Below are 22661 nucleotides of genomic sequence, written 5' to 3'. Positions count from 1 at the left end.
CATGTACGTCCTGCCCTGACTTCGTGCGCCGCTGGTCGCTTTGTTGGCAACGTCCTTCCTGTCACTACCTCCGAGTCGGGGAGGTCACCGGCATGGCCCGATGGAGCGGCCGACGGTCCGGGCTCGCCGCCGTCGTCGGTGGGCTGGTCGGCGCGGTGGGGCTCGTCGCCGCGGCCGTGGGACTCCAGGTGAGTTCGGACGTACCCGAGGACGCTCGAACGGCCGGCGGGGAGCGTGCGGCTGGTACCGAGCGAGCACTGGCGCGCCCGGATCCTGACCGGCCGGACGACCCCGATCGTGGGGACGGGCTGGACCGCTACCGCAGGGCCGACTCCCACGACGCCCGCGCAGGCACGGCGAAGGAGGACGGCCCAGGGCGCGCGGTGCAGGTGCCCTGCGACCAGGACGAACTCATCGCCGCGCTGGTACGCGCCGACGCGAACGGCGGTGGCACGCTCGAGCTCGCGCTGGCGTGCACCTACGCGCTGACCGCGCACGAGGCGGGCACCGGGCTGCCGATGATCACCCAGCCGATCACCATCGACGGCAACGGTTCCACCATCGTGCGAGCCGGGAACGCGGCCGACTTTCGGATCTTCGAGGTCGCCGCCGGCGGTGACCTCCGTCTGCGGGATCTCACCGTGCGAGGCGGCGCTGCGACGGCCCCTCCGCCGCCAGGACCATCCCATGAGTTCCGACCAACTCGCGGCCCCGCCTTTCGTCGGGCCGCGCCTTCTAGCGTGTGTCACCGAACTCGTAACGGAGGTAGAAGCCGATGTCGCGGAGGGCGGGAACGAGTCGGCTGATGGCGACGACGATCCGCATCCCGCCCGGTAGTTGCGCCGTGGTCGGTGCGGTCATCGCGCTCACTCCGTCGACGAAGCGCAACTTCGGGTTGACACGCACGAGCTCCTGCGGGTCCTCGATGGCCCAGTGCATGATCTGCCCGCTGCCGAGGGAGCGCGAGAGCTTCTTGTTGACCATGCGGAGCGCGAGCCGACTCTGGCCGTCGATGAGGAGCGTTCCGCTCGGGAAACGGTCGGTGATCCGGCGGAAGAGTTCGTGCCCCTCCTCGGGCCGCAGGTACATCGTCAGCCCTTCGGCGACGATCAGCGTCGGGAGGTCTGCCGGCACCTTGTCCAGCCACTCCGGCGCGGTCACCGACGCGCCGATCAGGTGGTAGTTGTCGCGGTCGGGGAAGATCTGTCGGCGGATGTCCACGACCTTGGGGAAGTCGACGTCGTACCACCTCACGCCCGGACCCGGGTCGAGTCGCCACACCCGGGTGTCCAGGCCCGCTCCCAGATGCAGCACGGTGGCGCGCTCGTGGGTGGCGAGGAACTCACGGGCCCAGTTGTCGAAGTGCTTGGCGCGGGCCGCCGCGTTGGGCGCCACCCGTCCGGCGCTCTTCAGCCGCGTGAAGTCGTAGTCGACCCGGTCGATGGCCGCCACGGCCATCGTGTCACCCAGAATCGACGGCTTGCGTCGTGCGTCGATGGCCTTGCCGTACAGCGTGAGGAGCGAGGTCTCCATCGCCTCGTCGAGCCGAACCTTCACCTGCTCCATGCCGGATGCTCCTTATCTGAGGCGCCTGAGTGCGCCGGTCATGAGTTCCCCTGTGGAAATGAGTTGTCGAGGACCGCCAACCACCGCTCGTGCAGGTCGGCGAGTTCTGTCGCGGCATCGCGCAACGTCGCGGGCGTCGGCTCCGTGCTGGGCTCGAAGGCCCGCCGAACGGTCGTGGCGAGCGCCTCGGCCTTGTCGTCCAGATCGAAGTCAGCGGCGCCGAGCACGCTCTCGAGCAGGAAGGCCCCGGTGACCGCGGCGGAGAGGCGGTACGACAGAAGCGGGTCGGTGGCCGGGTCGTCGGCGAGCAGCCCGTGCTTGTGGAGCAGCACGAGATAGCCGGAGGTGTTCTCCGACTTGCTCGCCGCCAACCGCAACCCCGCCTTGCTCATGGTCAGGAGTTCGCCGAGTACGTCGTAGTCGCCGATGCTCTGCGCCCTGGCCAGTGGTCTCTTCATGACCTGGACGAAGGTCCGGCGCATCACCCGGTGCAGCCGGACCTCGGCCGGATCCTCGCGCAACGCGGCGAGTTGCTCGCGGACCAGTTCGGCCGACTCGCGGGTGAGGACGGTCGCGAAGAGTTCCCGCTTGCTCGGCCAGTAGAGGTAGACCGTCCCCTTGCCGACGCCTGCCCGCCGCGCCACCTCGTCGATGGTGACCTTGCGATAGCCGTAGCTGACCAGCAACGCTTCGGCGGCGTCGAGGATGCGCGAGGCCTTGTCCTCTTCCACCTGCCGGCTCCTGCCAGATCCGTGTCGACTCACCGACTGACTGACCAGATCGGTTTTCTGGTCAGCCACTGGCAGGGTAGGACGGCGCGGGGACAGCGTCAACGGGTGCGGAGGGTGCGATGCGCGGAAGGCTCAGCCGCCCGGGCGCGCGGCCGTCCTGGCGGAGGCGGGTACGGCGTCGAGGTCGGCGCAGGACCGCAGCCCCGCGAAGTCCTCCCGCATCGTCGAGGCGTCCTCGCCACGGGCGAACGCGGGTAGCCCGTCCACGCCGATCGTCGCCGGCGCCCAGTCGGCCGACGTCACGGTGCGCCCCCGCACGGTGAGGGTGAGGACGCCCGTCGTGATCTCCCGGGCGGAGTTGCGGTTCGGCCAGACGAAGTTGCCCAGGCCGTAGCTCACGAAGGTGTCGTACCCGTCGAGTCGACCCGCGCCCAGCAGGATGTGCGCGTGGCTGCCGACCACGATGTCGGCGCCGGCCTCCGCGAGATCGTGGGCCAGTGAGCTCTGCTCCTGGGTCGGGCACCCGACCCGCTCGATCCCCCAGTGGAGATACACGACCACCAGGTCGGCGGTGTCTCGTACGGTGCGCACCTGCGCGAGCAGGCGTTCGGGATCAAGCGCTGCGGCGACGCCGGCCTGGTCTGGGCCGGCCGGGTAGTTCCTCGTGGTCGGGTCGGGGAAGGCCGAGGCGCCGAGGACGGCGATGCGCGTGCCCTTGATCGTCACGACGTACGGGGCGAACGCCTGGTCCGCGTCGGCGCCGATCCCGATCACCCCGAGCGGCGCGCGGGCGGCCGCGGCGACAGTGTCCCTGAGGCCCTCCGGCCCGTAGTCGACGCCATGGTTGTTCGCCATCGTGACGACGTCGATGCCGGCCGCCGCGAGCGCGTCGAACGCCACCGGAGGGGTCCGGAAGGTGTAGGTCTTGTCCTCGGCGCGCCCGCCGGTGGTGACGGCGGTCTCCAGGTTGGCGATCGTGAGGTCCGCCGCCGAGAGTTCGGGCCGGATCGGGGCGAGAGCGGTGGCCGGCCGGGCCAGACGTGTTTCCAGCTGGCTCTCGAACTGGATGTCGCCGGCGAAGGACAGGGTGAGCGGGCCAGGTCTGGGTGTCGCCTTCGGCGTCCCCGTCGGAGCGGGTGTCCGCGCCGCGGGAGGCGTACCCGCCGCCTGCGAGGCCGCGGTGGTGGGCCGCGATACCGCCGCCGTGTCGTCGCTCGGCGGCCCACTGCACGCGGCCGCCACGGCGCCGGCGACGACCGTCGCCACCAGGAGACGCGCGAACGCGGAGCGGCCCACCGGCGGGCGAAACACGATGGGGCCCGCCACGGAACTGGCGGAGCGCGGACGACGACTCTGATGGCGCGGCACGCAAGGAAGGGTAGGGGTCCTGGGCCCACGCGTGGGGGCCGCTCCGGGAAATCCGGTACGACCGGAGGAGCCGAACCGGTTGGGCCGACCGGTTGGGTCCGGCCGGCCCGGGTCGCTCCAGCCCGGAACTACACGGCGGCGTCGGTGAGTCGGATGACGGTCTTGATCGCGTGCGGATCGGGCGCGAAGGCCTCGGCGTACTTCGCGAGCGGAACGACGGTCGTCATCAGCCCGGACAGCCAGTCCGGGGCGGCGGTACGAAGCGCGCTGTGCGCGGCCTCGAAGTGCTGCCGGCTCGAGCTGACCACCCCGGTGAAGGTGCGGTTGCCGCCCATCAGGGCGCCGCTGACCGCGGCGAGGTCGACGGTGCCCACCTCGGCGCCCCGGTGCAGGCCCGCGACCAGGCACAGGGCCCCACCGCGGGCGGTTCTGGTGACGGCGGCGGCCACGAGTTCGCCGGTGCACTCGAGGACCGCGTCGAACTCACCGGCGAGCGACTCGACCCCCTGGTGGTACGTCGCGGGCAGCGCCCGCACCTGCGCCACCTTCGGCCCGTCGGCCACCTGGTCGACGACGTGCACGTCGTACCCGCGCTGGTGGGCGAGCAGCGCGGCGAGCAGGCCGATCGGCCCGGCACCCAGGACCAGCGCCCGACCGCCGGGACGCCGTGCGGCCACGTCCAGGCGCTCCCACGCCTTGGCGACGATGCTGGTGGGTTCGACGAGGACGCCGGCGAGTCCGAGCACCGGGTCGACGCGCACGGCGTAGGCGGGGTCGAGCAGGTACCGCTGCGCGCCGTAGCCGTCCTGGCCGAGGATGCCGCGTTCGGTGTATTCGCCGTTCTCGCAGAGGTCGAGATCGCCGGCGGCGCAGTTCGCGCACGGCTGGGGATCGGGTCGCCGGACCAGCCCGGTCACGAGGTCACCCGGAGAGTACGCCGAACCCGGCGGCGCGTGGAGCACCCGCCCGAGCGACTCGTGGCCGAGGATCAGCCAGTCGCGGCCCGGAGCCGACCGGCGGACGCCGCGGGCGATGATGGACCGGTCGGTGCCGCAGACACCGAGCGCGAGGCCCTCGACCAGCAGGTCCTGCGACGTCGGCGCCGGTTCGGCGACCTCCTCCAGAGTGAGCTGGGCGCCGGTGTCGGCGCCCCGGATCGTCAGTGCGTGCATGGGTGGTGTCGTGTCTTCCGTCGATGCCTGGGACGGGCCCCAGGGCCAGGCGTGCGGGCCTCAGATCCCGAGCTTGCGCAGATTCTCCCTGCTCACCCGGGCGCTCTCGAAGGGGCTCTCCTTCTGGGTGACGTCGGTCTCGACGATCAGCCAGCCGTCGAAACCGGCGCCGTCCAGGATCTCGAAGATCGCGGGGAAGTCCACCGCACCCTCGCCGATCTCGGCCCAGATGGCGTGCGCCTCGAAGGTTCCGTAGTCCCAGTTCTCCGCGACGCCCCGGTCACGCACCTGCGCGGACATGTCCTTCAGGTGCATCGTCTTGATCCGGTTCGCGTGCCGGCGGGTGAAGGCCACCGGGTCGACGCCCGCCCAGGCGAGGTGACCGGTGTCCGGGCCGAGGTAGAGGACCTCGGGGTCGATGGCGGCGAGCAGCCGCTCGATCTCGTCCTCGGTCTCGACGAAGGTGCCGACGTGGTTGTGGAAGCAGGCGCGGACGCCGTACTCGTTCAGGGTCTCGCCGACCGCCTGGAGGGTGCGCACGAGCTCACCGAACTGATCGTCGGTCAGCTTGTCCTCCTCGCTCACGTGGGCGGCGGCCTGCTTGCGGGTGCGTCCGGCCCGCGTCTGCTGGTCGAAGCCGCTGGAGGCGACGTAGACGTCGGAGAGGCCGAGCTCGCGGGAGATCTCGCCGTACTTCCGGGCCGCCGCGACGTGGTCCTCGCGCTGGCTCGGGTCCCAGAACTCCCCGCCGAAGTAGGAGGGTGCCGGTGCCAGGCCGTACTTCTGGTGGAGGGCGACGACGTCCGCGGCGCTGTTGGCGTTGCGTCCGCCCCAGGGAGCGCCGGCGTAACCGGCGCGCGCGATGTCGGCGAGTGCGGACTCCGCGGAGAGCCCCCGCCAGGTGATCTGGCCGCAGCCTAGGTCGACCCGCATGGTGTTCCTTCCCGTCGTGGAGAAAGCCGCCCAGAAGGCGGTCATCGTCAGGCAAGCACTGTCAGGAGAGCGTTGTCAGAAGAGCAGCTGGTGCTGTTCGCCGGCGGGCACCGGCGCCGGCTGGGTGCAGGTCGTGCTGAGCTCGACCCCGGCGCCGGTCTCGCCGGAGCGCACCAGCCCGGCGATCACGTCGACCACGTGGCAGGCCAGCTCGCCACCGGCTCGGGGTCGGCGACCGGCGCGGATCGCCTGCGCCATCTCCGCGACACCGAGCCCACGCAGGTTGTGCTTCCAGTCCTCCGGCTGCCTGCTGCCCGGGAGTTCGGTCCAGGTGTCCTCGCCGTAGCGCTGGAGGTAGGCCGGATCGCCGAAGTTGTTCGGGTTCGGGAAGCGCAGGACACCGGTGGTCCCGTGCACCGTGAGCACCGGGATCTCGTGCCGGTGCTCGGTGGCCCACGCCAGGGTGAGGTTCGCGAGCATGCCCGAGGCGAACTCCAGGACACCGCTCACCGCGACCGGCGGGCCCGCCGCGGGCGCTTCGCCCACCTCGCCCTCCGGCCAGGTGCGGGTGGTGCTGCTCACCCGGGTCACCGGACCGAACAACGCGACGAGGGCGCTGGCGTAGTAGGGCGCCATGTCGAAGATCGGGGTCGCGCCGTTGGTGTAGAAGCTCGTACCCCGAAACGCGCTGCGGTACATCGCCGCCGTGGCGCCGAGCGGCTTGCCGATCTCGCCGTCGGTCAGTGCCTTCCAGGCGGCCTGGAAGCCCGTGCCCAACAGCGTGTCGGGGGCGCAGGCCAACGCGAGACCGCGGCGTTCGGCCTCCTCGAAGAGCGAACGTGCCTCCTCGACACTGGTCGCGAGCGGCTTCTCCGAGTAGACGTGCTTGCCCGCGGCCAGTGCCGCGCGCGTGACATCGACATGGGCGGAGATCGGGGTCAGGTTGAGAACGACCTCGACCGTCGGGTCGGCGAGCAGCTTCTCGGGGGAGACGACGTTGGAGATCGCGTACTGCTCACCAGCGGCCCGTGCGCTGTCCGGATCGACATCGGCGACCGCGACCACGTCGAGACTCGACATCCCCGTGAGCACGGGGAGATACATCTGGCTGACTTTTCCGCATCCGATGACACCGATTCGCGCCGGAGTCATTGCCCTCCTCGCTCGTGTGACAGCCCCGCTCGGGTGACGCGGCTGGCTGTCCTGACGCGGTGTTCGCGTCGGGGACGCACCGGAAATCAGCCTACGTGGCCGGGCCGTCGTGGTGCTGTCCGAATCCGGCCGTGAGCGTTCCAGAACCGGCATCGAACGCGCTTGGTAAGCGCTCTCCAGACTTGTCAGCTGGAGTATCGTCCAGCACCTGGTCACCGAGTGACCACGGTGACCACCGAGCGACCGACGGTGTGGCGGCGAACGCGGCTGGTCAGCCGCGGTGGCCCGGACAAGACGGCGAGCGCCGTCCGCACATCCAAGAACAGTCGACCATCCAACCGGCTGCACAGGTACCTGCATCTTCGATCAGGATCTGGGGTTGCGTATGCGAGAGCTGAGCTGGCGAGGACCGAACGGCCGAGAACCGAACGGTCGAGGACTGAGCAGACGCGGGCTGTTGAGAGCCGCGGCCGGCGGGGCACTCGCGCTGGGCGGGCTCGGCGCGAGCGCGTGTTCCCAGACCGGACGCAAGACCGTCGACGGGAAACCGGTGCTCAGCATGTGGGCGTTCTCCCGAGACGGCCGGGTTCCCTGGCACGAGGAGGCGTGGCGGCTCTACCGGAAGGCGAAACGCCCGGACTTCGAGCTGGAGATCCTGACCCTGCCGTTCCAACAGATGCACGACAAGATCCTCGTCGCGGCACAGGCCGGCTCTGGTGGGCCGGACATCGCCGACATCGAGATCAGCGCGTTCGGACGGTTCATCAAGGGTGAACCGATCTTCGTGGACCTCACTCCGGCGCTGCGTGAGCGAAAGCTTCTCGACCAGTTCTACCGCGCGTCCGCCACCGATCCGTGGACGTTCGAGGACCGCGTCTACGGCCTCGGCAACGAGCTGAACACCTGCCTGATGGTCTATCGCGCCGACCTGTACGACGCGGCCGGCGTCACCACACCGGTCGAGACGTGGGACCAGTTCGCGGAGGAGGGCCGCCGCTACCACCGCGACACCGGCAGGTACCTGACCGACGTCGAGTACCTCGACTGGCAGGAGTGGTGGCAGCTGACCCTGCAGCAGGGCGGCGGCTTCTTCGACCGGTCCGGCCGCCCGGCACTCGACCGGCCGGAGGGCATCCGCACGCTGACCTACCGCCGCCGGGCGGTCCAGGAGGGGTGGGCGATCCGACGCAGCTCCGACACCGGAAGTCCGCAGCAGTTCGCCGGACTCGGCAACGGAACGATCGCGACGATGTTCGGCCCGGCCTGGTACTTCAGCGGCAACAGCCAGAACTACATCCCCGACACCGCCGGCAAGTGGAGGTTGCAGCCGTTCCCACGCTGGGATGCCGACGGCTCCCGGACGGCGACCCACGGCGGAACCGGTGTCTGCGTCACCCGATCCTGTCCGCTGCCCGACGAGGCGGTCGACTTCGTGATCTGGGAGCACAGCACCATGGAGTCCCTGCTGTTCGACTACAGGCGACGGCAGACCTTCCCGACCTTCCGGCCGGCCTACGAGGACCCGGCACTGAACGAGCCGGTGAAGTTCTTCTCCGACCAGCGCGTCGGCCAGATCGTCAGCGACCTCTCACCCGACATCAACTCCTGGTCCAACTCACCGTTCTGGCCCGAGGTCACCCAGGCGACGCTCCGCGAGGGCATCACACCGGCGCTCAGCAAGGACGTCGAGGTCGCGGTCGCCATGCGGACGGCGCAGGAGGAGGCGGAGAAGATCATCAGGCTGTCGACCACCTGACTTTGCGACGAGAGGCGGGTGTCACATGGCGACGAACACGCGGCCGCGGACCGGACGGGAGACTCGGGCGGCGCCCGACCGCGGGTCCTGGCGGGTGCGGAAGTCCACCGCGCCGTACCTCTTCCTCCTTCCGTTCTTCCTCATCTTCGGGGTGTTCGGGCTCTATCCGATCCTGTCGTCGCTCTACCTCAGCTTCTTCAAGGGCTTCGGATTCGACCGGATGAGGTTCGCCGGGCTCGGCAACTACGCCTACATGCTCGGTGACCCGCGCTACCTGCGGGCGGTCCTGAACACGACGTACTACATGCTGGGGAGCGTCTTCGTCCTGGCCCCGCTCGCACTGGGGTTGGCGTTGTTGTTCCGCTCGAAGCTCCTCGCCTTCAAGACGCTCTTCAAGGTCGTCTTCTTCATGCCGGTGATCACGTCGTTCGTGGTGATCTCGGTGATCTTCATGCGGGTCTTCGACACCAACTTCGGCCTGCTGAACGACTTCCTGGGCGACTTCGGAGTCGAACCCGTCGGGTGGATCACCGATCCTGCCGTCGTGATGCCGGCGATGATCCTGATGGGCATCTGGACCTACCTGGGGCTGAACTCGCTGTACTGGCTGGCCGGACTCACCGCCATCAACCAGGACCTCTACGACGCGTCCGCCGTCGACGGGGCGAGCGCCTGGCAGACGTTCCGCTTCGTCACCATGCCGCTGCTGCGACCGGTCGCGTTGTTCGTCGTCATCCAGGCGATCGTCGGGTCCTACAACCTGTTCGCCCAACCGCTGCTGATGACGGAGGGCGGACCCTCCGACGCGTCCCTGACGATCTCGCTCTACCTGTACCAGCAGGGGTTCCAGTTCTTCAACGTCGGTTACGCCAGCGCCATCGCGTACTCGATGTTTGCGTTGTTGCTGATCCTGTCCGTCGTCAACATCGTGTTGTTCCGCGGCTACCGGACCTCGGAGTGAGAGGAGACGAGAACACATGAGTGCCACGACCGCTCTGCGCGACTCGGCCCGGCGTACCGCCAGGCGACCGATGACAGTGCTGGTCACCGCCCTGATGGTGGTGTTCGCCGTCGTCATGGTGGCGCCGTACGCCTTCATGGCGGTGAGCGCGTTCAAGCCGCAGGGGGAGATCTTCGCCACCCCGCTGCGGTTCTTCCCGCGCCAGTTCACCTTCGAGAGCTTCTCCGCGCTGTTCTCCCTGTTGCCCTACGCGCGGTGGTACTTCAACACCCTCCTCGTCGCGGTGCTCGGTACGGCGCTGACGTTGACGATCAGTTCGATGGCGGGGTTCGCGTTCTCGAAGTACGAGTTCCGTTACAAGAGCCTGCTGTTCACGCTCGTGCTCGGTACGGTGCTCGTGCCGTTCCAGGTGTTGCTCGTGCCACAGTTCCAGATCGTCCGGCTGCTCGGCGGGTTCAACAGCTACTGGGCGCTGGTGATCCCGGTGGCGGCGAACGCGTTCGCGGTCTTCCTGATGCGGCAGTACACCCTCAGCGTCCCGGACGAACTGCTGGACGCCGCACGCGTCGATGGCGTCGGCGAGTTCGGGCTGTGGTGGCGGATCGTCGTGCCGCTGGTGCGTCCCGGGCTCGCCGTGGTGGCCACGATCACGTTCCTGGCGTACTGGAACGACTTCTTCTGGCCGCTCATCGTGACCACCGAGCCGGACATGTTCCTGGTCAACCTCGGGATCGCGTCGCTGATCGGACCGTTCGAGTCGCAGTACGGCGTCCTGCTGGCCGGTGCCCTGCTCGCGTCGCTCCCACTGATCGTGGTGTTCCTGTTCTTCCAGCGCCACATCATCGAAGGGCTCACGGCAGGCGCCACGAAGTAGCGTGCGCCGATAGGTTGGGGCCATGGCGATGACCGAACGCCGCGCCACCGACTCCGACGTCGACGCATGCGAGCGGATCGTGCGCGCGCTGCCCGACTACTTCACCGACGACGTGCCCGCCAAGGTGCGCCAGGACCTCGCGAGCCACGGTGGATGGGTGATCACCGACGATGATGCCGTCGTGGGATTCGCCGTGACCGAACGCCGGTCGGCGGCGGCGGAGATCCGCTGGATCGCGGTCGATCCCGCGCGGCGTGGTTCCGGCCTGGGCACCCGCCTGCTCCGCCGGATGCTGGCCGACCTTCGCGGCGACGGCGTGGTCCTGGTCGAGGTCAAGACGCTCGACGGGTCCGTCGACTATCCGCCCTACGCACCGACGCGAGCGTTCTGGGAGCGACGCGGCTTCCTCCAGATCGACACGGTCGACCCCTTGCCTGGTTGGCGGCCGGGCAACCCCTGCGCGTTCTACGTCGCCGCGCTGGCCGCGACCGTCTGAGCCCGGCTGAACACGTCGTCGCGCATACGCCGCCATATTCCTGTTGACGAGCGCCGCCCGGGCCGGTGGTATTGCCGACGGCCCGCGACGCGGGTCGAGAGTCCGGACCAGGGGAGCAGTCGATGGCCAGTGGTGTCAGTGGTGTCGTGCGGGCAGAGGACTTCACGATCGACGACACCCTGGTACGCCGGTTGCTCGCCGCCCAGTTCCCCGAGTGGGCCGACCTTCCCCTCCAGCCGATCAGCTCCGCCGGCTCGGACAACGCGATCTACCGGCTGGGTGAGAGCCTGACCGTGCGGCTCCCGCTGCCCAACCGGGCGAGGTTCCAGGTGGACAAGGAGCACCTGTGGCTGCCACGCATCGCGCCGTCGCTGCCGCTCGCGATTCCTGTCCCACTCGCGAAGGGCGCGCCGGGCGAGGGATACCCGCGTAGCTGGTCCGTCTACCGGTGGCTCGCGGGCGAGGACTCCGCCGTCGCGCCCGTCGACGACCCGCGGCAGGCCGCGGTCGACCTGGCCGGATTCGTCGCGGCGCTGTGGCGGATCGACACCGCCGGCGGCCCCACTCCCGGGCCGCAGAACTTCTTCCGCGGTGGGCCACTCGCCGACAACGACTCCTGGATCCGTGCCGCCATCGCCGACCTCGACGGGCTGGTGGACACCCACGCACTGACGGCGGTGTGGGACGCGGCGTTGGACGCGCCGGCCTGGGACCGCCCGCCCGTCTGGATCCACGGCGACCTGCACGACGGCAACCTGCTCGTCGTCGGCGGACGGCTCAGTGCCGTCCTCGACTTCGGTGGGTTGGGCGTCGCCGACCCCGCCTGCGACCTGATGGCCGCGTGGACGACGTTCGTCACCGCAGCGACGCGCCCCGTCCTTCGTAGCGTTCTCGCGGTCGACGACGCGACCTGGGCGCGCGGGCGCGGCTGGGGGCTCACGCTGTCGTTGCCGTCGCGGGCAGAACTCTCGGTGGACACGCCGATGGCGGCAGACTCCCGGCGCCGGCTCGAGGAGTTCGTCGCCGACCACCGGCACGGCACCTTCTCGCGGCCATGAGCGCCGTGACGTGGCCGAAAGCGCGCATGTCTGTTTACCGGCGGGCACGCCCTCAGTAGCGTCGGCGGACGTCCGTCAGCCTCGGCGGGACGGCGCACGGGCCGTCGGCCCGAGGGGCTCAGTGCTTCCGCGCGCCCGGAGGGTGGAAACCATGGACCTGGACCGACGAAAGCTGCTGGCGGCCGCGGGCACGACCGTTGGCGGCGCCCTGCTCGGTGGCGGCATCGGCGCCGGCACCGCCAGCGCCGCCACCGCGCGGCCGGACGACATGGGCGACGTGGACACCGACGACGCCGTCGACACCGAGGCGGGGGAGAGAGCCGGGAGTGACCGGTCGTTCTCCTGGAACCGGCTGCGCGGCATGTCCGCACCGTCCACTCTCACCGACGCGGACGTCGAGGCGTTCGCGGCAACGGGAGGGAACCTGCTCCGGCTGGGATTCGCCGGCACGCCGTTGATGCGCAAGACCGCGCCGTTCGACCTCGACCAGGAGGCGTTCGCGCGTCTGGACGCCATCCTCGACGCGTGCGAGCGCCACGGCGTGCACGTGGTGATCGACCCGCACACCCTTCCAGGCCTGCGTGACAACTTCACCACCTTCCCCGACGACGAGTTCTGGCAGGACCTGCGCTTCCATGACCTGGCGCACGAACTGTGGGACTACATCGCCGCGCGTTACAAGGACCGTGGTTCGGTCGTCGCGGGCTACGACCTGCTCAACGAACCGGCCGTTCCGGACGTCCGCGCCGAGTCGGGCCCGGCGAGCTGGAACGCCCTCGCGCTGGGGCTGGTCGCGACCGTCCGGGCCCACGATCCCGACCGCCACATCCTCATCGGCACGGCGATCTCACCGAAGCCGGACGGACCCCTGTGGTACTCCCGGTTCGAGTCGGTGAACGCGCTCCCGCCTCCACCGGACCGAAGGATCGTGATCACCCCCCACATGTACGCCCCGCACGCGTTCACCCACCAGGGCGTGCAGGCCGACTATCCGGAGGGCCTCCACTATCCGGGGACGGCGCCCGGCCAGACCTGGGAGGGCCTGCCTGCCTCGGTGTACTGGGACCGCGCCGCGATCCGCGACTACCTCCGCCCGGCACTGGACTATCAGCGAGCCCACCACGTGCCCGTCTTCGTGGGTGAGTTCAGCACACCGCGATGGATCGGTGCGGACGGCAACCGTTACCTGCGCGACACCATCGAGGAGTTCGAACGGCTCGGGTGGAGCTGGACGTATCACGCCTGGCGGGAGTGGGAGGGCTGGGACGCCGAACTCAGCAACGACGACAAGGACGACTTGACGCGCTATCCGAGCACCCCGCGGCTGGAACTCCTCAAGCACTACTTCACCCGCAACGGCCGCCGCCGCCCACGGGGACAACGTCTGTGATCACCGCAGCTGGGCTATCACCCTGGCGAACGCGGCCATGTGGGGTTCGACGACTGAGAAGTAGCTGATCCCGTACGCCTCGCGGAGATGCCGCAGCTGCTCGGCGATCTGCCGCTCCGAGCCGAGGAGGACATTGGGTAGCCGCAGGATCTCAGCTTCACTCAGACCTGGAAGGAAGGGTCGTAGCGCGGGCAGGTCCGGTCTGTCGGGGGTCACCGCCACGCCGGCGATCAGCAGGTTGAGTTCCAGGTCGTCGGCCCGTTCACCAGCCTCCGCGCGCACGAGTGCGACCCGTTCGGCGAGGGCTCGTTCCGGCTCGGTGCCGGGCTTGACGCCGGCGTCGAGGGGGAGCCCGACGATGTCGGCCTCTCGCCCCGCCAGGCCGAGCATCCGGGCGCCGCGGCCGGCGATCATCAGCGGCGGGTGCGGCTTCTGGCGGACCATGGGCCGGTGGTCGGCCGAGGTCAACAGCCGGCGCACCTGCCGGACGGTGCGGGCCAACTGCTCGATACGCTGTTTCCTGCTCGGCAGTGGTAAGCCCGCGGCCTTGAAGTCGGCATCCTGATAACCGGCGCCGAGCCCCAGCTCGAACCGCCCGTCGGTGAGCTGGTCGGTGTCGGCGACGTCCCGCGCCAACACCGCGGGACGGTAGAGCCCGCTGTTGAGGACGAACGTACCCACGCGTATCGACGTCACATCGGCGGCCGACACCAGGGCTGGAAACGGCGCGAGCATCCCCAGGTGGTCGGGTACCAGCAGAACGTCGTAGCCGAGGTCCTCGGCCTGACGGGCCTTACGCTGCCAGGCCGACCGCGAACCTGTGGCGAGCAGGCTGACACCGAACCGAAACGCACGAGTGCCGCGCTCTTTTCCGTGCGCTGATCGGGACCGGGAGGAGTAAGTCACCACAAGTCACACCATCTTCTGGTCGGCGCGTCATTCACCGAGCAGGGCTCAATGCCGATCTCCGTTGTCGTGCCGCGTTGCCCAGGCTTCTCATGTCAGTCAGCTGAGTATCCGTTCACGACAGGGGGACAAGGGGAACGGTAACGCGCCGCGGAGCCGGGGGACAGCGACTCGCACTCCGGCAACGCGGCGCGCGTCCGGGTTGAGAACACCTCAACGGAGGATCACCGCGACGACGGCGGCCGCGCCGATCGCCAGCAGGCCGAGTGCGGCACACACTGCGTGCAACGCGGTCGTGAAGCCCGCGCCTTCCAAGTGGCCTCCGCTGAGGGCGGCGAGCAGGGCACCGACGCTGGCCAGCGCGATGGTCTCGGTCGTGAGTCGTGCGGTGTTGAAGATGCCGGCCGCGGTCCCGGCGTCTTCGGCTCCTACGGCGGAGACGGCCAGGCCGTCGACCACTCCCGTGGTCAGTCCCACTCCGGTGCCGAGTGCGAGGAACGCCGGCGCGAACTCCCAGAAGCCGCTGTCCCGACCCGTCGACGTCAGCAGCGCGACGCCGACCCCGCTCAGGGCGACGGCACCGACGACCAGCAGCCTCGGGCGGTGCCGCGCGATCACGGCGCCGACACTGGGCAGTGCCACGGACGGCAGGGTGAGCGCGAGCAGCCACAGCCCCGACGCGTCACTGTCCAGGCCGACCACCGCGATCAGGTAGGAAGGAAGGTAGACCAGCAGCGGCACCAGCAGGCCCATGAGAGCGCCCGCCGCCACCGCGTAGCCGACGAAGCGCCGGTTGGCGAGCAGGCCGAGGTCGAACATCGGCTCCCGCGCACGTCGTTCGGTCCGCACGAACCCCACCACGAACCCGATCGCCGCCAGCAGCCCCGTGAGGATCAGCGGGTCGGCCAGGCCGAGCGCGGGAGCCTCCACGAGAACCACGATGACCAACACCAGTCCGGCCGTGAAGAACGTGCCACCGGGCCAGTCGATCCGGCGGCCGACCGGCGCGGTGGATCGCGGCAGTAGAAGGCAGAGCGTGAGAACCAGGGCGGAGAGGACCACCGGCGGGACGAACACCGCGCGCCAACCCGACGTTGACACGAGGTGACCAGAGACCGTCGGACCAAGGGCAAGCCCAACTCCGAGGAGTGTTCCGAGCAGGCCGAAGGCACGGGTGCGGGCCGGACCGTCGAACGTCGCGGCGAGGAGTGACGCGCCCGCCGCGGTGCCCGCCGCCGCTCCGACGCCGGCGAGTACCCGGGCGACGTTCAGCAGGGCCACGTCACCGGAGACGGCGCAGAGCAGGCTCCCCAGAACGAACAGGGCGACCCCGGCGGTGAACGCCCGGCGCCGACCGAGCACGTCCGCGAGCGAGCCGGCGAAGGTGAGCGACGCCGCGAAGGCGACGTTGTATCCGTTGACCACCCACTGTGCTGTCGTCAGGTCCGCGCCGAGGTCGCGTCGCAGGTCGGGCAGCGCGATCGAGGCGCCGGTGATGGTCAGCGGGACGGATAGAGCCGACAACAGGACGGCGGAAAGGACGAGCGACCGCCGGTTCATCTGCGCCTCCGCGAGCCGGCGTGGAGGTGAGGCACGTCAAGGATGACCTGACGAAGGGCCCGCCAGGGAGCAGCGGGCCGGAGAGGTGTGCACACAGAGCGCTCCGTGAGTCGAACGGGCGCCGAGCAGCGTCAGAAGCCGCACCGGCGAGGGACGCGGACGCGGCGGAGCGTGCTGGTGGGGTTCACGCCGCCGCTACGGGCGGCGCACTCTGTCCGACTCGGGCACGGCAGCACCCTATCCGGGCCACCCCTGACTTCCTCAACCCTTTTTCGCGGGGCGAGAAGCCGCGGGGGCGCCCGCTGAAGGCCTGCCGTTGGAGCCCCGGCGCGGGTGGAACGGCTACCCGATGAGGCCGCAGGTGCACGCACGGTGAATCCGGTGAAATGGCACCACCAAACCGAACTGGTACATTTGCGAAAGCCAGCACCGGCCCGCCTAATTCGGCCACCGAATGTGCGATATGCCACATCGGGAATGCCTTTGGAGTCGCGACGCGAGCGTTGGGTCTGGTCACGGTCAGCCGCATTAGACAAGGCAAATAAAATGATCAACCAATTGATCATGCCGGGCGCGGACTGTAGCACTTTATGCAGATCAATTTCTCCCGCCACAAGGCCCTCTTGATCGTCCGAAGGCATTTATTCGCCAGCGATATGGCAATATCGACCCCTCCTGCGGCGAACAGAAGGGTTAGTGTCTTGAATTTCTTCCATCGGCTCGGCGCCGCTCGATATGTTCTGGCCGCGCTGGCCGTGGCTCTGGTCGCGCTCGGCGGGACCGCACTGGCCGGCGTCGTGAAGTCCGACGACAGCCCGCGCACGGAGGCCGCGGCTGACATCGCCGCCGCGAGGCCCTCGGACACGCCGACCACCGCCACCACCCCCACCGCCACTCCCACGGCCGTCGAGACCGCCACCGCGACGAAGCGGTCCGCTCCGCGGGCGAAGCCGACGGCAACCACGCACAAGCGTTCGGTCACCGCGACCAAGGAGACCGTCACCAAGAAGGAACGCTCGGCTCCCGCCGAGAAGCGTCCGGCCGTGAAGTCCCAGCGCGCGGTCGCCGCTCCGAAGAAGTCGGTCACGGACGGCACCATCACTCGCGCCGAGGTACTCGCGCGGGCACGGACCTGGCTCACGGACCCGTCGATCAGCTACGACATGAGTGGCCGGGCCGACGACCCCAACGGCGTGCCGTACCGAAGCGACTGCTCCGGGTACGCGTCGATGGCTCTGCACCTCGACGCTCCGGGCCGCAGCACCATCGACCTGCCCGACGTCACCCACGTTCTGAGTGACAAGGACGACCTCAAGCCCGGTGACCTGCTCGGCATCATGGGTCCGAGCACCGGCGGCGCCGGCGGTCACGTGATGATCTTCGTCAAGTGGAACGACGACTCGCACTCGAGCTTCACGGTCTGGGAGCACAGCGGCAACCCCGACCGCCCGCACCAGAGCGTCCACGAGTGGCCCATCCAGGACTCGCGCGGTGCCTACCTGCCCTACCGCTACGACAAGATCGTGGACGGTAGCTGACCATCACCTGACCGGACCCGTCTCGACGGGCCGGGTCACCTGAGCAGACCGTGCCAGCAGGCCGCGTCGCCCACATTCCGGCTTCCCGCCGTTGTGGGCGATGCGGCCTTCTGCGTGCGAACCCGGCGGGCTGACTAACCTACGACGGTGACCACCGATCTGACCCTGCTGTCGCGGGTGTCCTTCCGCGACCAGGAGATCGCTGGTCCCCGGCTGCGCGCGCTCCTCGCCCTCCTCGCGGTCGACCTGCGCGCGGGCGCCAGCACCACCCGACTGGTCGACGGGCTGTGGGCCGACGACCAACCCGAGAACCCCACCAAGGCGCTCCAGGTCCTGGTCTCCCGGGCCCGCTCCCAGCTCGGCTCGGACGTGATCGCCAGCACGCCCACCGGCTACCGCCTCGCGCTTGGTGAGAACCAGGTGGACGCCTCGGCGGTGCTGCTGCGGCTGGCCGCGAGCGGCGAGCAGTCCCGCGCGGGCGACCATGCCGCCGCTCTCGAGCAGGCCGAGCAGGGCCTCGCGCTCTGGGACGGGGCAGCGGGCGGCGACGTCGTACTCGACGATCCGTTGTCGGCACTGCGCGCGGACCGGCTGTCGACCTACCGCTCGCTCGGCCGGGCCCGGGCGCTCGCGCTGTCCCGGCTCGGTCGCCGCGCGGAGGCCCTCGACGAACTGGCCTCCTTGGCAGCCGAGAGCCCGCGCGATGAGGAGGTGCTGCTCGAACTGCTGCGCTGCGAGGCGGCGACGGTGGGACCGGCCGCGGCGTTGGCGAGGTACGACACCTACCGCCGCTCGCTGCGTGACGACCTCGGCACCGATCCCGGCCCAGCGCTGCGGGCGGAGTACGAACAGCTCCTGCGGGGCGAGGCACCGGTCATCCGGCAGGGTGTCCCGCACGAGCCCAACCCGCTGCTCGGACGCGACGAGGACATCGCGGCGGTGGCGAAGCTGATCCGGACCTCGCGGGTGACCTCCATCGTCGGGCCGGGCGGTCTCGGCAAGACCCGGCTCGCGTACTCCGTGAGCCGGGAGGCGGAGCAGCGGATCGTCCACGTCGTCCCGCTCGCCGGTGTCACCGCCGCCGCCGACGTCCTGCGGGAGGTCGCCACCGTCCTCGGCGTGGGGGAGGCGCGACGCATGCCGGTCGGTCCGCGCACCGCGCCACCCGACCACCTCGCCAGCATCGTCAGCGCCCTCGGCCCCGACCCGGCACTGCTGGTGCTGGACAACTGCGAACACGTTCTCGACGGCGCCACCGAGCTGGTGCGCGCCCTGGTGTCCATGGCCGGGGACCTCCGGGTGCTGACGACCAGCCGGGCCCCCCTGGGACTGTCGTCGGAGTCGGTCTACGCGCTGCCCGAGCTCGACCAGCAGACGACCGTCGAGCTGTTCGAGCAACGCGCCCGGGCGGCCCGCCCCGGCGTCGACCTGCCGGCCGAGGTGGTGGCCGACCTGTGCCGCCACCTGGACGGCCTCCCGCTCGCCGCCGAGCTCGCCGCGGCGCGGGTCCGGGTCATGTCCGTCCCGGAGATCGCGCAGCGCCTGAACGACCGGTTCTCGTTGCTGCGCGGCGGCGCCCGGGACGCTCCGAGACGGCACCAGACCCTGCACGCCGTCGTCGACTGGAGCTGGAACCTGCTGGATCCGGAGGGCCAGGCGGCGATGCGGGCGCTGTCGATCTTCCCCGACGGCTTCACCGAGGACGCCGCCCGCCACCTGCTCGGTGACGACGACATCCTGTTCGTCCTCGAGCACCTGGTCGACCAGTCCCTGCTCAAGGTCGCGGACACCCCGTCGGGTACCCGGTTCCGGATGCTGGAGACCGTCCGCGAGTTCAGCGCCGCGAGACGCGAGTCCGCCGGCGAGGCCGGTCTCGTCACCGAACGGTTCCTCGCCTGGGCACGTGACTTCGGTATCGCGCACCATGAGTCGACCTTCACCGAGGACCCGTTCTCCCCGGCGTGGCAGGTGCGGGCCGAGCAGGACAACCTCGTGCAGGCGTTCCGGCTCGGACTCCAGCACTGCGACGGTCCCACCATCGCGGCAACGGTTGCCGCACTCGGCGGCCTGTGGACCGTGGAGTCGAACTACGCCCGACTGCCATCACTCGCCGAGTCCGTCTGGCCGCTCTCGCACTACCGGCCGGAGCCGGAGTACGTCGAGATCACCAGGGCGGCCGCGGTACTGAACATCATGTGTGTCTTCCTGCTGTACGGCGGGACCGGAGGCCGTGAGCTGTTCATCCTGCGCCGCCTCCCGCCGGCTCCGCCGGACACCGTGACCCGCGCGGCCGCGACCGTCATCGCCGCCACGCCGGATCTCATGGGCGCGGGTTTCGCCCGCCTGGACGAGCTGTGTCGGAGCGACCAGCCGCTGGTGGCCATGATCGCCAACGTCGTCGCGACCTACGTCTGGGAGCACGGCGGCGACGCCGGCAAGGCGCTCCTGGCCGCGGAGCGGATGCTCGCGGCGTCCAACCAGAACGGCGCCCCGTGGGGCCGGCTCCTCGCCCACTCCCGGATCGGCGAGTTGGCTCTGCAGGCAGGTCGCGGTGACCTGGCGGAGCGTCACCTGAAGGAGGCCCTGAAGGTACTCGCCGGGCAGCAGTGGCCGGATCTGTTCAAGACCAGGTGGGCGCTGGTGCTGGCCAACGTACAACGCGGCGCCCTCGACGAGGCGGAGCACTGGCTCGGGCTGGCGGGGACCCCGCATGAGAACCGCACCGCGATGGCCACCTTCGACCTCGGCGTCCGGGCGGAGATCCAGCTGGCCCGTGGCAACGTCGAGGCGGGTCTGGCGCAGTGGCGCCATGCCGTCGACGAGGTTTCCAACCGCGACGGGGACGACCTGGGCTTCCGCCTGGACTCGGTGGGGCTGCATCCGTGGGCCCTGCAACTCCTCAGCGTCAGTGTCGTCGCCCACACCCAGCACGGACGGCTGGACCTCGCGGCGACGATGGCCGACCAACTGCCGGGGATCCTGATGGCGATGCTGAGCGCTCCCGTCGACCAGCCGCCGGCCTACTACGTGGACGGCCCGGTCCACGGCGCGCTCCTGCTGGCGCTGGCACTGGCCGACCTCGACGGTGGCCGGCGGTCCGGCGACGTGCGGGTCCTGCGCTCCGGCGCGCGGATGGTCGCCCTGGCGGAGCGGTTCGGCTACCCGCGCGACTTCTCCGTCACGATGTCGGTGACCCGCGTCCGGGAGGCCGCCGAGGACGCCGACAGGTCGGCGTACCAGGACGCGGTGTCCTCGTACGCCGACCTGGATCGCGACGCGCTGCTCGCTGCCGCACTCGCCGCCCTGCACGAGCGGCCCGAGCCCGAAGCGGTGACCCACTAGCGGGAGGGGTCCCGGTTGTAGCGCGCCCGGGCCAGCAGGTAGCCGAGCACCGTGAGGGCGGCGCACCAGAGGACGGCGAGCAGTCCGCTGTCGCCGATCGGCGTGCCCAGGAGCAGGCCGCGCAGCGTCTCGATGATCGGCGTGAACGGTTGGTACTCGGCGAACCAGCGGATCCCGACCGGCAGGGAGTCGGTGGGCACGAACCCGCTGCCGAGAAAGGGCAGCAGCACCAGCGGCATTGGGAGGTTGCTCGAACTCTCGACCGTCTTGGCGATCAGCCCGAGCGCGACGCACAGCCAGGTGAGCGCGAGGCTGATCATCGCGAACACGCCGACCAGGGCGAGCCACTCGATCGGTGTCGCGGTGGGTCGGAAACCGATGAGCAGCGCGATGCCGGTGATGACGGCCAGGCTCAGCATGGTCTGGATCAGGGTGCCGAGGACGTGTCCGGTGAGCACCGAGGCGCGGCTGATCGCCATGGTGCGGAACCTCGCGATGATGCCCTCGGTCATGTCCATCGCGACGCCGATCGCGGTGCCTTGTGCGGCACTGGCGATGGCCATCATCAGGATGCCCGGAACGACGTAGTTGACGTACTCCGCGCGGCCTCCCGACGCGCCGCCGAGGCCGGCGCCGAGTGTCCCGCCGAAGACGTAGACGAACAGCAGCAGGAACATCAGCGGCATGCCGATGAGCAGGACGGTTATGGACGGGTAGCGCAGCTGGTGCAGGAGGTTGCGGCGCAGCATCGTCGCCGAGTCCGCGATCGAGTAGGAGAGGCTGCTCATCGGGCGAGTTCCTTTTCGTGCGTGGTGGAGGCCTGCTCGGAGTGTTGGCCGGTGCTCTGGTCGGCGGGGCGGCCGGTGAGGGTGAGGAACACGTCGTCGAGGTCGGGGGTGTGGACCGAGAGCTCCTCCACCTCGATCGCGGCGCGGTCGAGTTGGTCGAGCAGTGTCCGCAGCGACCGCACGCCGCCGTCACTGGGGACCTGCAGGGTGAGCGCGTCGTCGTCCCGCTGCACGTCACCGAAGACGTGGGCCGCCTTCCGCATCTCCTGGACGTCGGTGAAACGCAGCCGGACGTGACCGCCGGGGATCAGCCGCTTGAGCTCGCTCGCGGTGCCTTCGGCGACCAGCTTCCCGTGGTCGAGCAGCGCGATCCGGTCGGCGAGCTGGTCCGCCTCCTCGAGGTACTGCGTGGTGAGGAAGATCGTGACCCCGCGGGCGACCAGCCGGCGGATGATCTCCCACATCGTGCGGCGGCTGCGCGGGTCAAGCCCGGTGGTCGGCTCGTCCAGGAAGATGATGGCCGGGTCACCGACCAGCGTCATCGCGAGGTCCAGCCGGCGGCGCATACCACCGGAGTACGTCGAGACCAGCTTCCTGCCGGCCTCAACGAGGTCGAAGTCCTGCAGCAGTTCGGTGGCCCGCCGCCGACCTTCGGCCCGGCTGAGGTGGCGCAGCCTGGCCATGAGGAGCAGGTTCTCCTCGCCGGTCAGCAGGTTGTCCACCGCCGAGAACTGGCCGGTGACGCCGATCACCGCGCGGGCCGCGTCGGGATCCCTCGCCAGGTCGTGACCGGCGACGCGTACCTGCCCGCCGTCGGCGGCGATCAGGGTCGACAGGATCTGGACCGTGGTGGTCTTGCCGGCGCCGTTCGGGCCGAGCAGCGAGAAGATCGTCCCCGGTGCGACGTGCAGGTCGATACCGTCGAGCACGGTCTTGTCGCCGTACGACTTGCGTAGCCCGGTCACCGCGATCGCCGGCTGGGATGCGGGAGTGGTCATGCTTCCTCGTCTCGTCAGGGTGGTGCTGGTCCACGACTGCGAGAAGAGTGCGGGAGCGAAGCTTTACCGCGG

19 protein-coding genes are annotated in these 22661 nt (G+C 69.9%); 9 read left to right on the top strand and 10 right to left on the bottom strand.

Annotated elements, in window-relative coordinates; all coding sequences use genetic code 11:
* Positions 1–92 precede the first annotated feature (92 nt).
* Positions 93–806, top strand: a complete 714-nt coding sequence (locus HEB94_RS43840; RefSeq protein ID WP_192755311.1) for a hypothetical protein — start codon at positions 93–95, stop codon at positions 804–806.
* Here HEB94_RS43840 and HEB94_RS43835 read toward each other — a convergent pair.
* The 6 genes from HEB94_RS43835 to HEB94_RS43810 form a co-directional block, all read right to left on the bottom strand.
* Entirely contained in the window at positions 736–1566 is an 831-nt protein-coding gene (locus HEB94_RS43835; protein WP_192755310.1) for a class I SAM-dependent methyltransferase, read from the bottom strand. The genes HEB94_RS43840 and HEB94_RS43835 overlap by 71 nt on opposite strands.
* A 38-nt stretch (positions 1567–1604) precedes the next feature.
* Complete coding sequence (locus HEB94_RS43830; protein ID WP_192755309.1) at positions 1605–2297, bottom strand: TetR family transcriptional regulator; 693 nt, start codon at positions 2295–2297, stop codon at positions 1605–1607.
* A 132-nt stretch (positions 2298–2429) separates the two neighbouring features.
* Positions 2430–3665, bottom strand: coding sequence for a CapA family protein (locus tag HEB94_RS43825; RefSeq protein ID WP_192755308.1), 1236 nt, complete (start codon positions 3663–3665; stop codon positions 2430–2432).
* Between the two features lie 128 nt (positions 3666–3793).
* Positions 3794–4837 carry an alcohol dehydrogenase catalytic domain-containing protein gene (locus tag HEB94_RS43820; protein ID WP_192755307.1) on the bottom strand — a complete coding sequence of 348 codons (1044 nt, stop codon included), beginning with the start codon at positions 4835–4837 and terminating at the stop codon, positions 3794–3796.
* A 60-nt stretch (positions 4838–4897) separates the two neighbouring features.
* Complete coding sequence (locus HEB94_RS43815) at positions 4898–5770, bottom strand: sugar phosphate isomerase/epimerase family protein (protein WP_192755306.1); 873 nt, start codon at positions 5768–5770, stop codon at positions 4898–4900.
* 75 nt (positions 5771–5845) lie between these two features.
* On the bottom strand, positions 5846–6922 hold the full coding sequence (locus tag HEB94_RS43810) for a Gfo/Idh/MocA family protein (RefSeq protein WP_192755305.1): 1077 nt from the start codon (positions 6920–6922) through the stop codon (positions 5846–5848).
* Positions 6923–7379: 457 nt separating this feature from the next.
* Here HEB94_RS43810 and HEB94_RS43805 point away from each other — a divergent pair, with 457 nt between their 5' ends.
* The 6 genes from HEB94_RS43805 (at position 7380) to HEB94_RS43780 (ending at position 13457) form a co-directional block, all read left to right on the top strand.
* Positions 7380–8678 carry an ABC transporter substrate-binding protein gene (locus tag HEB94_RS43805; protein WP_192755304.1) on the top strand — a complete coding sequence of 433 codons (1299 nt, stop codon included), beginning with the start codon at positions 7380–7382 and terminating at the stop codon, positions 8676–8678.
* Between the two features lie 25 nt (positions 8679–8703).
* Positions 8704–9639, top strand: coding sequence for a carbohydrate ABC transporter permease (locus HEB94_RS43800; protein ID WP_192755303.1), 936 nt, complete (start codon positions 8704–8706; stop codon positions 9637–9639).
* A gap of 16 nt (positions 9640–9655) precedes the next feature.
* Positions 9656–10513: a carbohydrate ABC transporter permease gene (locus HEB94_RS43795; RefSeq protein ID WP_192755302.1), complete on the top strand. Its 858-nt coding sequence runs from the start codon at positions 9656–9658 to the stop codon at positions 10511–10513.
* 22 nt (positions 10514–10535) lie between these two features.
* A complete protein-coding gene (locus HEB94_RS43790) occupies positions 10536–11009 on the top strand; it encodes a GNAT family N-acetyltransferase (protein WP_192755301.1) in 474 nt (157 codons plus the stop codon).
* 122 nt (positions 11010–11131) lie between these two features.
* Positions 11132–12067, top strand: a complete 936-nt coding sequence (locus tag HEB94_RS43785) for an aminoglycoside phosphotransferase family protein (RefSeq protein WP_192755300.1) — start codon at positions 11132–11134, stop codon at positions 12065–12067.
* A 151-nt stretch (positions 12068–12218) separates the two neighbouring features.
* Entirely contained in the window at positions 12219–13457 is a 1239-nt protein-coding gene (locus HEB94_RS43780) for a glycoside hydrolase family 5 protein (protein ID WP_192755299.1), read from the top strand.
* Here the strand turns inward: HEB94_RS43780 and HEB94_RS43775 are convergent, their stop codons facing one another.
* Positions 13458–14363, bottom strand: coding sequence for a TIGR03621 family F420-dependent LLM class oxidoreductase (locus HEB94_RS43775; RefSeq protein ID WP_192755298.1), 906 nt, complete (start codon positions 14361–14363; stop codon positions 13458–13460). It lies immediately after the preceding gene.
* Between the two features lie 213 nt (positions 14364–14576).
* Positions 14577–15923, bottom strand: a complete 1347-nt coding sequence (locus HEB94_RS43770) for an MFS transporter (protein WP_192755297.1) — start codon at positions 15921–15923, stop codon at positions 14577–14579.
* A gap of 701 nt (positions 15924–16624) precedes the next feature.
* Between HEB94_RS43770 and HEB94_RS43765 the strand changes: the two genes are divergently transcribed.
* Together HEB94_RS43765 and HEB94_RS43760 are read left to right on the top strand one after the other, a co-directional pair.
* Positions 16625–17461, top strand: coding sequence for an NlpC/P60 family protein (locus HEB94_RS43765; protein ID WP_192755296.1), 837 nt, complete (start codon positions 16625–16627; stop codon positions 17459–17461).
* A gap of 147 nt (positions 17462–17608) precedes the next feature.
* Complete coding sequence (locus tag HEB94_RS43760; protein WP_192755295.1) at positions 17609–20803, top strand: BTAD domain-containing putative transcriptional regulator; 3195 nt, start codon at positions 17609–17611, stop codon at positions 20801–20803.
* Here the strand turns inward: HEB94_RS43760 and HEB94_RS43755 are convergent.
* Entirely contained in the window at positions 20800–21591 is a 792-nt protein-coding gene (locus tag HEB94_RS43755; protein WP_192755294.1) for an ABC transporter permease, read from the bottom strand. The genes HEB94_RS43760 and HEB94_RS43755 overlap by 4 nt on opposite strands.
* Complete coding sequence (locus HEB94_RS43750; protein ID WP_192755293.1) at positions 21588–22589, bottom strand: ATP-binding cassette domain-containing protein; 1002 nt, start codon at positions 22587–22589, stop codon at positions 21588–21590. Before HEB94_RS43750 ends, HEB94_RS43755 begins: the two co-directional genes overlap by 4 nt.
* Between the last annotated feature and the right edge of the window lie 72 nt (positions 22590–22661).

This window comes from Actinopolymorpha pittospori, from assembly GCF_014873875.1.
Lineage (GTDB): Bacteria > Actinomycetota > Actinomycetes > Propionibacteriales > Actinopolymorphaceae > Actinopolymorpha > Actinopolymorpha pittospori.
This window is presented reverse-complemented; position numbering and strand designations above follow the sequence as displayed.

Excerpts from the sequence above, each read along its gene's own strand:
- HEB94_RS43835 (WP_192755310.1), bottom strand. The coding sequence starts at position 1,566 with ATGGAGCAGGTGAAGGTTCGGCTCGACGAGGCGATGGAGACCTCGCTC.
- HEB94_RS43795 (WP_192755302.1), top strand. The coding sequence starts at position 9,656 with ATGAGTGCCACGACCGCTCTGCGCGACTCGGCCCGGCGTACCGCCAGG.
- HEB94_RS43750 (WP_192755293.1), bottom strand. The coding sequence starts at position 22,589 with ATGACCACTCCCGCATCCCAGCCGGCGATCGCGGTGACCGGGCTACGC.
- HEB94_RS43790 (WP_192755301.1), top strand. The coding sequence starts at position 10,536 with ATGGCGATGACCGAACGCCGCGCCACCGACTCCGACGTCGACGCATGC.
- HEB94_RS43820 (WP_192755307.1), bottom strand. The coding sequence starts at position 4,837 with ATGCACGCACTGACGATCCGGGGCGCCGACACCGGCGCCCAGCTCACT.
- HEB94_RS43840 (WP_192755311.1), top strand. The coding sequence starts at position 93 with ATGGCCCGATGGAGCGGCCGACGGTCCGGGCTCGCCGCCGTCGTCGGT.
- HEB94_RS43785 (WP_192755300.1), top strand. The coding sequence starts at position 11,132 with ATGGCCAGTGGTGTCAGTGGTGTCGTGCGGGCAGAGGACTTCACGATC.
- HEB94_RS43810 (WP_192755305.1), bottom strand. The coding sequence starts at position 6,922 with ATGACTCCGGCGCGAATCGGTGTCATCGGATGCGGAAAAGTCAGCCAG.
- HEB94_RS43755 (WP_192755294.1), bottom strand. The coding sequence starts at position 21,591 with ATGAGCAGCCTCTCCTACTCGATCGCGGACTCGGCGACGATGCTGCGC.
- HEB94_RS43780 (WP_192755299.1), top strand. The coding sequence starts at position 12,219 with ATGGACCTGGACCGACGAAAGCTGCTGGCGGCCGCGGGCACGACCGTT.
- HEB94_RS43770 (WP_192755297.1), bottom strand. The coding sequence starts at position 15,923 with ATGAACCGGCGGTCGCTCGTCCTTTCCGCCGTCCTGTTGTCGGCTCTA.
- HEB94_RS43815 (WP_192755306.1), bottom strand. The coding sequence starts at position 5,770 with ATGCGGGTCGACCTAGGCTGCGGCCAGATCACCTGGCGGGGGCTCTCC.
- HEB94_RS43800 (WP_192755303.1), top strand. The coding sequence starts at position 8,704 with ATGGCGACGAACACGCGGCCGCGGACCGGACGGGAGACTCGGGCGGCG.